This is a genomic window from Pseudomonas sp. NPDC089547, assembly GCF_050280665.1.
Classification (GTDB): Bacteria; Pseudomonadota; Gammaproteobacteria; order Pseudomonadales; family Pseudomonadaceae; genus Aquipseudomonas.
On sequence record NZ_JBNNVS010000080.1, the window covers coordinates 1 to 13444 of the forward strand.

The 13444-nt window shown below is 63.1% G+C and carries 13 protein-coding genes; 8 read left to right on the plus strand and 5 right to left on the minus strand.

Translation table 11 applies throughout. The features are described 5' to 3' along the window. Both ACQKPZ_RS27225 and ACQKPZ_RS27230 read left to right on the plus strand, forming a co-directional pair. Positions 1 to 468: PQQ-binding-like beta-propeller repeat protein (locus ACQKPZ_RS27225; protein ID WP_427544228.1), on the plus strand; the 468-nt coding region annotated here is incomplete at its 5' end. A gap of 64 nt (positions 469 to 532) precedes the next feature. Continuing rightward, positions 533 to 1192 (plus strand): pentapeptide repeat-containing protein, encoded by a 660-nt coding sequence (locus tag ACQKPZ_RS27230; RefSeq protein ID WP_427544231.1) that lies wholly within the window; start codon positions 533 to 535, stop codon positions 1190 to 1192. A gap of 155 nt (positions 1193 to 1347) precedes the next feature. Here ACQKPZ_RS27230 and ACQKPZ_RS27235 read toward each other — a convergent pair whose 3' ends face one another. After that, positions 1348 to 1986: a response regulator gene (locus ACQKPZ_RS27235; protein WP_427544234.1), complete on the minus strand. Its 639-nt coding sequence runs from the start codon at positions 1984 to 1986 to the stop codon at positions 1348 to 1350. Further along, entirely contained in the window at positions 1986 to 3260 is a 1275-nt protein-coding gene (locus tag ACQKPZ_RS27240) for a histidine kinase (RefSeq protein WP_427544237.1), read from the minus strand. Before ACQKPZ_RS27240 ends, ACQKPZ_RS27235 begins: the two co-directional genes overlap by 1 nt. A gap of 152 nt (positions 3261 to 3412) precedes the next feature. Here ACQKPZ_RS27240 and ACQKPZ_RS27245 point away from each other — a divergent pair, with 152 nt between their 5' ends. From ACQKPZ_RS27245 to ACQKPZ_RS27270, 6 genes are all read left to right on the plus strand, one after another. Then, positions 3413 to 4591, plus strand: coding sequence for an ABC transporter substrate-binding protein (locus ACQKPZ_RS27245; RefSeq protein WP_427544240.1), 1179 nt, complete (start codon positions 3413 to 3415; stop codon positions 4589 to 4591). A gap of 30 nt (positions 4592 to 4621) precedes the next feature. Then, positions 4622 to 5611, plus strand: a complete 990-nt coding sequence (locus tag ACQKPZ_RS27250; protein ID WP_427544243.1) for a YVTN family beta-propeller repeat protein — start codon at positions 4622 to 4624, stop codon at positions 5609 to 5611. Then, positions 5608 to 6348, plus strand: a complete 741-nt coding sequence (locus tag ACQKPZ_RS27255) for an ABC transporter ATP-binding protein (protein ID WP_427544246.1) — start codon at positions 5608 to 5610, stop codon at positions 6346 to 6348. Before ACQKPZ_RS27250 ends, ACQKPZ_RS27255 begins: the two co-directional genes overlap by 4 nt. Beyond that, the gene (locus ACQKPZ_RS27260) at positions 6345 to 7136 is read left to right on the plus strand and encodes an ABC transporter permease (protein WP_427544249.1); all 792 of its coding nucleotides are present in this window, start codon (positions 6345 to 6347) and stop codon (positions 7134 to 7136) included. Before ACQKPZ_RS27255 ends, ACQKPZ_RS27260 begins: the two co-directional genes overlap by 4 nt. A gap of 101 nt (positions 7137 to 7237) precedes the next feature. After that, entirely contained in the window at positions 7238 to 7786 is a 549-nt protein-coding gene (locus tag ACQKPZ_RS27265) for a PQQ-dependent catabolism-associated CXXCW motif protein (protein WP_427544252.1), read from the plus strand. Positions 7787 to 7844: 58 nt separating this feature from the next. Further along, complete coding sequence (locus ACQKPZ_RS27270; protein WP_019096518.1) at positions 7845 to 8510, plus strand: response regulator transcription factor; 666 nt, start codon at positions 7845 to 7847, stop codon at positions 8508 to 8510. Between the two features lie 106 nt (positions 8511 to 8616). Here ACQKPZ_RS27270 and ACQKPZ_RS27275 read toward each other — a convergent pair whose 3' ends face one another. From ACQKPZ_RS27275 to ACQKPZ_RS27285, 3 genes are all read right to left on the minus strand, one after another. After that, the gene (locus ACQKPZ_RS27275; RefSeq protein WP_427544255.1) at positions 8617 to 10515 is read right to left on the minus strand and encodes a PAS domain-containing hybrid sensor histidine kinase/response regulator; all 1899 of its coding nucleotides are present in this window, start codon (positions 10513 to 10515) and stop codon (positions 8617 to 8619) included. Beyond that, entirely contained in the window at positions 10484 to 11647 is a 1164-nt protein-coding gene (gene nosP, locus ACQKPZ_RS27280) for a nitric oxide-sensing protein NosP (RefSeq protein ID WP_427544259.1), read from the minus strand. The genes ACQKPZ_RS27275 and nosP overlap by 32 nt, the downstream gene beginning before the upstream one ends. A 272-nt stretch (positions 11648 to 11919) precedes the next feature. Then, on the minus strand, positions 11920 to 13107 hold the full coding sequence (locus tag ACQKPZ_RS27285; protein WP_427544262.1) for a porin: 1188 nt from the start codon (positions 13105 to 13107) through the stop codon (positions 11920 to 11922). Positions 13108 to 13444: the final 337 nt, after the last annotated feature.

Below are 13444 nucleotides of genomic sequence, written 5' to 3' on the forward strand. Positions count from 1 at the left end.
GAGGAATACTGGACCGAGGAAGTGAACTACAAGAAGGGCTCGGCGTACCTGGGCATGGGCTTCCGGATCAAGCGCATGTACGACGACCACGTCGGCACCTTGCGCGCCATGGACCCGACCAGCGGCAAGCTGGTGTGGGAACACAAGGAGCACCTGCCGCTGTGGGCTGGCGTGCTGGCGACCAAGGGCAACCTGGTGTTCACCGGCACCGGCGACGGTTTCTTCAAGGCCTTCGACGCCAAGACGGGCAAGGAGCTGTGGAAGTTCCAGACCGGCAGCGGCATCGTCTCGCCGCCCATCACCTGGGAGCAGGACGGCGAGCAGTACATCGGCGTAACCGTGGGCTACGGCGGCGCGGTGCCACTGTGGGGCGGTGACATGGCCGAGCTGACCAAGCCGGTGGCACAGGGCGGCTCATTCTGGGTGTTCAAGATCCCTAGCTGGGACACCAAGACCGCGCAGCGTTGACCGCCAGCGGGGAGCGGGCCAACCCTCCCCGCTTTTGCTCATCTTCGGCCAGGAGCCTTCCACCATGAATTACCTGCCATTTGCCTTGCTGTTGGTATTGTCCCCCGCCATGGCGGTGAGTACCGACGACGATGGCAACGATGCCCCGTTGACCATCAACGGCTGCGTGATCGCCGAAGCCAGTCAGTGCCCGGGCGCCAACCTGCGCGGCGCCAACCTGGCCAACCAGGACCTGCGCAAGATGAACCTGGCCGGCGCCGACCTGCGTGATGCCGACCTGCGCCACGCCCGGCTGGACCTGGCCAACCTGGAAAAAGCCCGCCTGCAAGGCGCCAACCTGACCCGCGCCAGCTTGCAACAAAGCAACCTGCGCCTGGCTGACCTGAGTAATAGCAAGTTGGTCGCCATCCAAGGCTGGGGCATGTTCGCCCAAGGCGCGCAGTTCGACAAAGCCGACCTCGGCGCGGCCTACTTGCAGTTCGCTCGGCTGTCAGGGGCAAAGATGCACCAGGCCAACCTTCGGGCGGCAGATCTGGAGATGGCCTGGCTGAGCAAGACAGATCTGCAAGACGCCGACCTGGAGGATGCCAATCTGCAAGAGGCTAAATTTGGCCAGAGCAATTTGGCGCGCGCCGATCTGCGCGGGGCGCGGCAGCATTACGGGAATTTTCAGGAAGCCAACATGGAGGGGTGCAAGGGGTGTCCTGAGACGTGGGACAATTGATGGCTTGCACGGGCCTCTTGTAGGAGCGGCCTTGTGTCGCGAAAGGGCTGCGCAGCAGCCCCAGGATGCCAGCGGTGATGCGGAGATTGCCGGTGCTGCTGCGCAGCCCTTTCGCGACACAAGGCCGCTCCTACAAGGGACTGCGCGAGGCCCCCTCACCCCGCCACCCGCACCACCCCCAGGTCGATCCCCAAATGCACCAGCTCGGCATGCGAGCTGACCTGCAACTTGCTCTTGAGCAAGGTCAAATGATTGGACACGGTCTTGCCGCTGATACACAACTGCTCGGCAATCACCCGCGCCGGGGTGCCCTTGGCCAGCATGGTGAAAATCTCCAGCTCGCGCTGGGTCATGCGCTGCAAGCGCGGGTCACTGGCGCTGTGTTGTGAAGTGCATGCCAACTGGGTAGCCAAGGGCTGCTCGATGTAGGCATGCCCGGCCAACACACGCTGCACTGCCTCGATCAACACCTCGGGCGCCGAATTCTTGGTCAGGTAGCCCGACGCCCCCGCTTCGAGCGCCTGCCGTACCAGCGGTAATTCGTCATGCATGCTGAAAAACAACACCCGCAGTTGTGGCAGCCGCTGGCGCAGCCGGCGCGTCGTTTCCAGGCCACTGATACCCGGTAGGCCGAAATCCATGATCACCAGGTTCGGCACCTGCTCCTGAACACGGACCAACGCCTCTTCGCCGCTGGCGGCTTCGCGGACTTCCATCGCTGGCAACACCGCCCGCAGCAGGCTGGCATAGCCTTGGCGGACCACGGCATGGTCATCGACCAATACAATATTCATCACACCTCCAGGGGAATATTCAGGGCCAGCGCCCAGCCAGCGCCGGGGCGGCTGAAAATGCGCAGTTCCCCCCCTAGGCTACGCGCACGTTCGGCCATCGAGTGCAGGCCTACACCGGGCCGCTGCGGTTGGCGGGCGCCGCAGCCGTTGTCGCGAATCAGCAGGCGCAGGCCCTTGGCACTGCGTTGCAGGCGTACCCGCACCTGGCTGGCGCCGGCATGCCGGGCGACATTGGTCAACGCCTCTTGCAGCAACCGGTAAAGGTGCGTACGGCTCGCCCCGGGGAGCGTGGGCAGGTGTTCGCCAACCCGCAGGCGGCAATCGATCCCCTGGCTGGCCTGCCACTGGTTGACCAGCAGGTCGAAGGCTTCGGCCAACGGCATGTGCTGCAACGCCACCGGATACAGATCGCACACCAACGCCCGAAAACCTTGTTGCAGGCGCTCGCAATTGAGTGCCAGGGCTTGCGCCGTCTGATCCACCACGGTCGGTTTGTCGGCCACCATGCGCATCAGGCAGACCTGGGCTCGGATCCCTGCGAGGTATTGGCCAAGGTCGTCGTGCAGGGTCTGCGCCAAGTGGGTGCGTTCCTGCTCCTGCACCGCCAGCAGGGCCTGTGTCAGTTGGGTATTGTCGGCTCGAGCCTGTTCCAGCGTTGCGGTCATACGGTTGAAGTGCTCCGCCAACTGGCGTGCTTCCGGCACGCCGGCCTCGCGCAGGCGTGCGGTCAGCTGCCCGCCCGAAACCTGCCGCAAGGCTTGCAGCAGTTCATCCAGCAAACCCATGCCACGCCGCACTGCCCAGCGGATGGTCAGCAAGCTCAGCAGCAAGGCCAGGCCGCACAGGCTCAGCAGCTGTTGCAGGGAATCCCAGACTTCATCGATCTCGTCCCGCGCATCCACAGCAATCAGTACCCGGCGCCCGTCATGGAGGTCCAGCAGCCGACTGCTGCTGTGGCGCTCACCCAGCAGCTGGCGGCCCAGCCAGCCGTCCAGGCCGGTCTCCAGCGGCAACTGCGGTGCTTCACCCGCCACCAGCCAGTGCACTCGCACATGGCGCAGGCTCTGGGTCAGCCGCGGCTGCAGGCTTGCCGGGTCGCGTTCGGCGGTGTCAGCAAGGTACGCCACCACGGCTTCGGCAGACTGCAACTCACGCTCCACGTCAGCCACAGCCTGATGCAACAGCACGCCGGCACAGGCCATCGTCACCAAGGCGAAGCAACTCGTGACCCAGAGGTTGATCCGCCACAGGGCCGACAGATTGACAAAGGGCACAGGCGTTTCTCCTGGGGGGGGGTTGCTCCCCATCGTAAAGCGGGGGCACCTGCGCCGAGTTACTACCTTGGTACCGGCCAGGCGCTACTTTCTGCATATTTCCCCTTCCCGGCCGGCTTCCTATGCTGGCGCCATCTGCCGTGGAGTGTGTTATGCGCCAGCCTGCCCACCTTGCCCTGACCTGCCTGCTGGCCTTGGCCGCAACGCTGTCTACGCCCCCTGCACCTGCCACAGAGCCGTTGCAGGTACGCATCGGCTACCTGGGCTTTCGCCCCGACCCCGGCCCGCTGCTCTCCACCATCATCCCCGAACCTGTCGACGCCGGGCTGCAAGGGGCGGAACTGGCGATTGTCGACAGCAACAGCACCGGGCGCTTCCTGAAACAGCAATACCAGCTGACCAGCGCCACAGTCGACAGCGCCGAGGCCCTGCTGCAAGCGGCCAAGGCCCAGCACGACCAAGGCCTGCGGCTGTTCGTGGTGAATGCCCCGGCTGCCAGCCTGCGCGCCTTGTCAGCCGCCCTGCCCGACAGCCTGCTGTTCAATGCCGGCAGCCCCGACGACAGCCTGCGCAGCAACCAGTGCCTGGGCAATGTGCTGCACAGCCTGCCGGGCCGGGCCATGCTGGCCGATGCGCTGGTTCAGTTCCTGGTGCTCCGCAAATGGCAGCGAGCGCTGTTGGTGGAGGGCCGAACCGAGGACGACCAGGCCTACGCAGCAGCCCTGCGCAGGGCAATGAAACGCTTTGGTGTGCAACTGGTGGCGGAAAAAGCCTGGACCTTCGACAACGACCAGCGCCGCAGTGCCCAGGCCGACATGCCGCTATTTACGCAAACCGCCGAATACGACGTGGTGCTGGTGGCCGACGAACGTGGCGACTTCGGCGAATACCTGCCCTACCAGACCTGGTACCCACGCCCCGTGGCCGGCACCCAGGGCCTGACCCCCACCGGCTGGCACAAGACGGTGGAAACCTTCGGCGCCGCACAGTTGCAAAAACGCTTCGAGGCCCAGGCCGGGCGCTGGATGAACGACCGTGATTTCGCCGCCTGGATGGCCGTGCGCAGCGTCGCCAGCGCGGCCAGCAAACTGCGCCAGGCCGAGCCACGTGCGTTGCAACAGCTGCTGCTGAGCGAGCAGTTGCCGCTGGACGGTTTCAAGGGCCGCAAGCTCAGCTACCGCCCGTGGAACGGCGAATTACGCCAGCCAATCCCGCTGGTGCAGCCCCGCGCCCTCGTCAGCACGTCGCCGCAGGAGGGGTTCCTGCACCCCTTCAACGAAATGGACAGCCTGGGCTACGACAAGCCCGAAGTGACCTGCAGCTATCCGTGATCCGCTAACCACAACAATAAGGAATACGCCATGCGCCGCCCTTTTTCTCACCGGGCCCTGCTTTACCCAAGCCTGCTGTCGGGCGCCCTGGCACTGGCCAGCGGGCACGCCATGGCCGCCACCGCCTGGGTCTCCAACGAGAAGGACAACAGCCTCAGCCTGATCGACATGCAAACCCTGCAAGTCACCGAGACACTGCCGGTGGGCCAGCGCCCACGCGGCCTACTGCTGTCCCACGACAACACGCTGCTGTACATCTGCGCGAGCGACTCGGACCGGGTGCAGGTGATGGACGTGGCCACCCGCAAGATCATCAAGGAGCTGCCCTCCGGCAAAGACCCCGAGCAGTTCGCCCTGCACCCCAACGACCGCTGGCTGTACGTGTCCAACGAGGACGATGCACTGGTGACGGTAATCGACACCGTCACCGACAAGGTGCTTGGGCAGATCGACGTCGGCATCGAACCCGAAGGCATGGCCGTAAGCCCCGACGGCAAGTGGGCAGTCAACACCAGCGAAACCACCAACATGCTGCACTGGATAGACACCAGCACCCAGACCCTGGCCGACAGCACCTTGGTCGATCAGCGCCCGCGATTCGTCGAGTTCAGCAAGGACGGCTCGCGGCTGTGGGCCTCGGCGGAAATCGGTGGCACCGTTACCATTCTCGACGTAGCCACGCGCCAGGTGCTGAAAACCCTGAACTTCCAGATCAAGGGCGTGCACCCGGACAAGGTCCAGCCGGTGGGCATCAAGCTCAGCGCCGATGGCAAGTACGCCTTCGTTGCCCTGGGGCCGGCCAACCATGTGGCGGTGATCGATGCCAAGACCTACGAGATCCTGGACTACCTGTTGGTCGGTCGGCGTGTCTGGCAGCTGGCCTTCACCCCGGACCAGAGCCAGTTGCTGGCCACCAACGGGGTGAGCGGCGATGTTTCAGTGATCGACGTGAAGCACCTCAAGGTGCTCAAGTCCGTGAAAGTCGGGCGCTACCCCTGGGGTGTGGTGGTGACGCCATGAATGCCCTTGAAGTCAGTGACGTCAGCTTTGCCTATGGCCAGCGCGAAGCACTCAAGCAGGTCGGTTTCAGCCTGGAGCCCGGGCGCTTTGCCGCGTTGCTGGGGCCCAATGGCGCTGGCAAGTCCACCTTGATCGCCCTGCTCACGCGCCTTTACGACCTGCAACAGGGCGACATCCGGGTTGGCGGCTGCTCGCTGCGCAGCACCCCGCGCCCGGCCCTGCGCCAGCTGGGCGTGGTGTTTCAGCAAAGCACCCTGGACCTGGACCTGAGCGTCGAGCAGAACCTGCATTACCACGCCGCGCTGCATGGCCTGTCACGGCGCCAGGGCAGCCAGCGCGTAGACGCTGAACTGGCGCGCCAGGGCCTGGGCGAACGTCGCCAAGAGCGCGTTCGGGAGCTGAATATCGGCCATCGGCGCCGGGTGGAAATTGCCCGCGCGCTGCTTCACGAACCGCGGCTGCTGCTGCTCGACGAAGCCAGCGTCGGCCTCGACCCGGCCAGCCGCCTGGCGCTCAACCAGCACCTGCGGCGGCTGTGCCGCGAACAGCAGCTGAGTGTGCTGTGGACCACCCATTTGCTGGATGAAGTGCAGCCCAGCGATGACCTGCTGATTTTGCATCAAGGGCGCCTGGTAGCAAGCGGCACCGCCGATGCCCTGAGCCTGGCGCATGGCGGGGACCTCGACAATGCCTTTGCCCGGTTGACCAGCGCACCCTCAGGAGTAAACGCCCAATGAACGCTTACTGGCAGTGTTTCAACGGCATCCTGCTGCGCGAATGGTTGCGCTTCGTGTTGCAGCGCACACGCTTGCTCAGTGCCCTGGTGCGCCCGCTGCTGTGGTTGCTGGTGTTTGCCGCCGGGTTCCGCGCGGCGCTGGGCATTGCGATCATCGAACCCTACGACACCTACATCCCTTACGAGGTGTACATCATCCCGGGCCTTGCCTGCATGATCCTGCTGTTCAACGGCATGCAGGGCTCGCTGTCGATGGTGTATGACCGCGAGATGGGCAGCATGCGCGTGCTGCTGACCAGCCCGTTGCCGCGGCCGTTCCTGCTGGGTAGCAAGTTGCTGGCAACGTCGTTGATCTCCCTGTTGCAGGTCTATGCCTTCCTCGCCATCGCCTGGGTTTACGGGGTGCAGCCACCGGCTGCAGGGTTGCTGCTGGTACTGCCGGCGTTGCTGTTGGTGGCGCTTATGCTCAGTGCCCTGGGGCTGTTGCTGTCGAACGCGATCCGCCAGTTGGAGAACTTTGCCGGGGTGATGAATTTCGTGATCTTCCCGCTGTTTTTCCTTTCTTCGGCGTTGTACCCGCTGTGGAAGATGCGCGAGGCCAGCCAGTGGCTGTACTGGCTGTGTGCGGTGAACCCGTTCACTCATGCCGTGGAACTGGTGCGGTTTGCCCTTTACCAGCGCTTGAACCTGCTGGCATTGGTGGTGTGCCTTGGGTTGACGGCGCTGTTCACGCTACTGGCAATTCTCACCTTCAACCCCCAGCATGCGGCACTGCGCAAGCCACGCTAGGCATCGTCTACTACTTTAGTACTGCATTTGCTGTCTGATCGTCGCATTCACAATGCACCACCACTGGCATGTAATGGGCCTATAACAAGAAGGATAAAACCATGCCACGTGCCCTGCGCCCTTTGTTGGCTGCCCTTACGCTAAGCCTGTCGCTGGGTATCGCCCAGGCCGACAGCACACCGCTGTTTTCCGCCGAAGGCTACCGCACCACCCTTTACCGCAGCCCGACCCCGCAGCACGTCGAGGGCGGACAGGTGATCGACACGGCCACGCTTCAGGACCTGCTGGGCCAGACTCCCAAGCCGGTGCTGATCGACGTTTATCGCCGTCAATGGCTGCAAGGCCAGTTCATCGAAGATGAACCCCACGCCAACCTGCCCGGCAGCCTGTGGCTGGCCAACACCGGCGACGGCGACCTGAGCCCGGCCTGGCAGGACTACTTTGTGCGTAACCTGCAAAAGGCCACAGCCGGCCTCCATGACCAGCCGCTAGTCTTTTACTGTCGCTCCGATTGCTGGTTAAGCTGGAACGCGGTAAAACGCGCAAAAGCCCTGGGCTACAAGAACCTGTATTGGTACCGCGACGGCCTGGACGCCTGGCAGCAGGCCAACCTGCCGCTGCAGCCCGCGCAACCCGCGCCCTTTCCCTGAATTGCATGACCCACAACGCGTGCCCCGCCCCTTCCAATAAAAACAAGGTGAAATGGCCATGTACAAAATTCTGATTGCCGACGATCACCCCCTGTTTCGCGAAGCCATCCACAACGTCATCAGCGATGGCTTCCAGGGCAGCGAAGTGATGGAAACTGCCGACCTGGACAGCGCCCTGGCATTGACGCAGGCGCATGACGACCTTGACCTGATCCTGCTGGACCTGAACATGCCCGGCATGCACGGCCTCAATGGCTTGATCACCCTGCGTAACGAGGCCCCGACCACGCCGGTGGTGATCGTTTCGGCCGAGCAGGAAAAGCAGATCGTGCTGCAGGCCATCACCTACGGCGCGGTGGGTTTCATCACCAAGTCCTCGCCTCGTTCGCAAATGATCGAAGCGATCGAGCAGATCCTCAACGGCAATGTCTACCTGCCGCCTGACATCATCCGGGCGCAGAAAAGCAGCACCAGCCGGCGCCACAACGAAGCCCCCAGCTTCCCGCCAGAAATGCTTCAGGCCCTGACCCGCAAGCAGCTGCTGGTGCTGGAGCGCATGACCAAGGGTGAATCGAACAAACAGATTGCCTATACGCTGGATATTGCTGAAACCACGGTCAAGGCCCATGTTTCGGCGATCTTGCGCAAGCTCAATGTGCATAACCGGGTGCAGGCCATCCTGAGTGCTGGCGATATCGATTTCGCTGATTACCTGCGGCGTTAGCCTGTTCCGGCCTCTTCGCGGGCAAGCCCGCTCCCACAGGTATCGTGCAGCTTTGCAGCCTGTAGAAATCCTGTGGGAGCGGGCTTGCCCGCGAAGAGGCCAGCCGCTATGTCTCGCTGTTTACCAACAAATGGCTCATCGCAGTCTTGAGTTTCATTGGCCGCACCGGCTTGTGCATCAGGGTATGGCCCAGCTCGCGGATCTGTTGCTTGAGCTCATTGCTGTAGTTGGCGGTGATCATCAGTGCCGGTAAGGGCTGGGCGCGACGGGCATTGATCCGTGCCACGGCGTCGACACCATTGCAGTCGTTGTCCAGGTGGTAGTCGGCGATCAGCAGGTCGGCCTCGGCGTGGTAGTTGTCCACCTGGCGCGCCAGGTCTTCTTCCGACAACGCCGTGACCACCCGGCACCCCCAACCCTCCAGCAAGGTGCGCATGCCGGCGCAGATCGCCGCATCGTTATCCAGCACCCACACCCGCGCCCCGCGCAGGCGGTCGAGCATCGGCTCGCAAATCAGCGGGCCTGGCTGGGCTTTGGGCACAAGGGTACTCAGCGGCACTTCAACGGCAAACACCGACCCTTTGCCAAGCCATGAGCGCACCCGGATCCTGTGGCCGAGGATGCCAGCGATCTTTTCCACGATCGCCAGCCCCAGGCCCAACCCGCGATCCTGGTCCGGCCGCTGCACATCCCCGCGTTTGAACTCCTGGAACATGTCTTCAAGGTGCTCTTCGGCGATGCCGATACCAGTGTCCCACACTTCGATCCGCAGGCCACCGCGCTGGCGCCGACAACCCAGCACCACGCGCCCGCTACGGGTATAGCGGATGGCATTGCTGAGCAAATTGCGCAGGATCCGCGCCAGCAACTGGATATCACTGCGCACCACCGCGCGGCTGCCCACGAAATGCAGTTCAAGCCCCTCGCTGCGCGCCACCTGGGCGTACTCGGCGGCAAGGTTGTCCATCAGCTCGCGCAGGGCGAAAGGCGCGATATCGGCCTTGATCACCCCGGCATCCAGCTTGGAGATGTCCACCAACGTACCGAGCAGGTTCTCCACATCTTCCAATGAGTTGCTGACATTGCGTACCAGCTGGGTACTGTCTTGCGGCTCGCGGCGCTCCAGCAGCGCACTGGTGAACAGCCGCGCCGCGTTCAGCGGTTGCAACAGGTCGTGGCTGACCGCCGCAAGGAATTTGGTTTTCGACAGGTTGGCCTGTTCGGCCTCGCGCTTGGCCTCACGCAGGCGCGATTCGGCCTGGCTGCGTTCCTCGATTTCACGCAGCAACTGGTCATTCAGGCTGGTCAGTTCGGCAGTACGTTCGCGCACCCGTTGCTCCAGGTGTTGATAGGCCTGGTGCAGTGCCTGGGCCGTATTGCGGCGCTCGGTAATGTCGCGGATCAACACGAAAATGCCCACCACCTCGCCGCTGGCCAGACGGTTGGGCACGTAGGAACGGAGCATGTAGCGCTCCTGGCCATTGATGTTGGTTTCGGCAAATTCGAACGTAACGCTCTCCCCTGCCAGCGCCCGTGCCACATAGGCTTCCAGGCGCAGGTAGTGCTGCTCGCTGTGGGCTTGGCGCAAGCTCTGGCCTAGCATCACGCCGTGCGGCCAGCAGTACCACTCTTCATACACCTTGTTGGTGAACTCGTAGACAAGATCGGCATTCAAGTAAGCAATCAGCGCCGGGACATTGTCGGTAATCAGGCGAATCTGGTGCTGATGGGCGGTCTCGGCCCGCTGCCGGGCCTCGCTGAGCAGGCGGTTGACAGCCTTGAGCTCGGCCATGGCCTGGTTCAGCGCATCGGTGCGCTCGCGCACCTGCTCGGCCAGCACCACAGAATGCTGGAACGCGGCATAGGGGTCGTTGCCCCGTGTTGCGCCAGACTCGATGCGTTCGATCAATGCGCCGTTGATTCGCTGCAACTTGTGGTTTTCGTGCTGCAGCCGGTTCACCTCGGCCTGCAGTTCAGCGCCCGACGGGACGCCGGTTGCGGGCAATGGCAACCCCGGTGAAGGTCTGGTTGATGTGCATGCCATTGAACTGTTCTCCGTAGGTATTGAAACCAATCACCCGCTGCTCGCGCAAAAACGCACCGATTGGCTCCAGGCCATGCTGGGCTTCCAGTTCCAGGCGCCGCAGAAAGCAGTCGCAACCAATGGTCAGCAGCGGTGGGCCAAGGCGCTGGTGCAAACCGTCGAACAGCTGGTGCAGGTTTGGCAACAGAGGGCCGGGGGTCATGGCGGTAAGCACGATGCCGTTCTCCACCGCGCAGTAGAAGCTCAGGCTCAGGTCCGCATGCACTTGCTGGATCGCCCGCACGTAGTAATGGTCGTGAATACGCACGGCCAGCGGGTGAGCGGCGAATACCTGGTGATCCAGCGCAGCAACGGGGACGCCGATGTGCCGGGCATACTCCTCGGCGGCGGGTTCGGCATTCAGTTCGTAAACCCGACGCTGGGCGCTGTCGGCGCCGGTTACCACCAGCTTTTCCTGGCGTGGCAGGATGTGGTGTGTGGTGAACACTTCAAAGTCGAGCCAGGTGTTCACCAGTACAACCACTGCCGCCCCGCTGTGAAAAGCGCCGCCGTAATACACGTGGGTGCGGTTGAGGTAGTTATCGTCGCCGGCCGAGCCACCGAAGTGCGGGATGTCCCCCAATGCCGCACTGAGGGCAGCGAGCACCATCTCCTCACGGCTGGACAGGCCGTCGAGCAGGGTCAGGGCAAAGCTGTGGCCCTTGATGGGTGCCAGGGTATTGCTGCGGCAGGTGCCGACCAGCCGCTCAACCATCTGCTGCGCGTCGATCAGGCTGAAGCGTTCCATTTCATCGATCAACGCGGTGGCGATGGAGAAGTGCCGGTAATCGAAGCCCACTGCCGTGACGCAATTGCGGCCGTAGCCCAGCGGGGTGATTTCGCCGGCGCTGGTGCAGCCCACCAGGCGAATGCCGCCGAAGTCTTGCTCCAGCGCTTCACCCAGGGCTTGAAGGTCGTATTCGGCGGAGCAGAAGAACAGCACGCAGCCCAGGTGCGGGTGCAGCAACTGCCGGGCCAGGTCTTGTGCGGCCAACCGGGCGTCGGTGGCCAGGGACATGGCGCTGACCACACCGTCGTTATGAGCCTGCTGCATCGTGGTCTCCGGCGCGGGGTGGCTGAGGAGTCAGTTTACGAAGCTGGGTACGAGGGACGAATGCTACTTGGGTAGCGGGTGGGCGGTTCCATGGACCTAGATTTGCCAGTTTGCACATGAGCGTGTAGGAGCGGCCTTGCGTCGCGAAAGGGCCGCAAAGCGGCCCCAGCAGTATCAGCGTCTACCCAGACATCGAGGGGCTGCTTTGCAGCCCTTTCGCGACGCAAGGCCGCTCCTACAGTTGAGCGCAGCGCTACTTGAGTTGTTCGGGCTTACCAGGTCAACACCGCGCCCACCGCAAAGGTATCGGTGTCTTCGTTCTGCGCACTGGTGTCATGCCCGTCGATGGAGAACTGGTTGTACTCGGCCACCAGCTTGAGGTTGTCGTTTACATCGTGGAACAGCGCCACGCCACGGGTCTCATAATCCGCGCCGCTGCCCACCGCACCGTTGCCATCATCCTTGGTCTTGCCATAGGACAGTGCAATACGGTTCTTGCCAACCTTGTACGAACCCTGCAGCAGGTAGCCGTCACTGTCGACGTTGCGCAAAACCGGCTCACCCGCGTTGTTGGTGAAGAACGGGTTGATGCCCTTGGCCTGGAACCCCGAGCCGGTCAGCGACAGCCCGCCCATCTTTGCCTGCACACCGTAACCCACACCCTTGGACGTGACCGTTTCTACCGTCGAGTCGGTGTTGTCGGAGGTCTGGTAGCTGCCGTTGACCCAGCTGTAGATCTGCGCCCCACCCAGGTCGAACTGGTAGGTGATCTCGCTCTCGGTGCGTGGGTTTTCCTGGTAGGCCTTGCCGGTCGGGCTGCTGTCGTTGGTGTCCACCGGGTCCATAATGCCTACCGCTACCCGCAGGCCATCCATCACCGGCGTGCGGTAGGTGATCTGCGAGGTAGGGAACGGGTACGGGTAGCCGCTGCCGATGTTGCCGAACGACACCCCGCCGCCGTCCACCAGCCCCAGGGTGTCACTGACCTGGCCGTAACCTGCCAGCAGCTCATCGAGCAGGATGTTGGAGCGGGCGAACAACCCGAAGTCCTTGCCGATCAGCACCTCACCCCACCCGGGGTTGGCCACGGTGCCGTAGAACTGGCGTACGTCGATGGCGGTGTCGGTGCCGTTGGTTTCACTGTCGTTGATGGTGACCCAGAACGAGGCACGTGCGCCGAGCTTCAGGTCATCTACCTGTTTACCCATGTTGAAGCCCAGGTAGTTGGGCAAAAAGCCCATTTTCACCCGCGACTGACGGCGGTCGAACTGCTCGCCTTCACGGTCGACCTTGCTGTTGACGTAGAAGGCGTTGATGTAGCCATCGGTGGAAAACGTGGTCTGATCCTTGTCGTACAGCATGATCTCGGCCTCGGCGACGCCGCTCAGGCCCAGGGCAGAGAAGCTGGCGATGGCGGCTGCGAGAAAACGAGGCGGCAGGTGCTTATTGTTGTTGTGCATGGCGCGCTCCAAACGGGGGGCTGGATGTCGGAGGCGATTATCAGAAGCGGGTAAATGGCGAGGTATGCTGCTTTGGGGCGGGGTGGCGGGTGCTTTGGGGTGGCGGGTGTAGCGCGGTGATTTGGTCCCGGTACCTGCCTGGGTCGGGGTGCAGGACTTAGGATGTAGGCAGGTGTGGTAGAAGAGTATCAATACACCGGAACAAGGCAGAAACTGCCTGACCGTCTAGCGCAGGTCATTGTAGGAGCGGCCTTGTGTCGCGAAAGGGCTGCGCAGCAGCCCCAGGATTTCAGCGGTGATGCAAATATTGTTGGGGCTGCTGCGCAGCCCTTTCGCG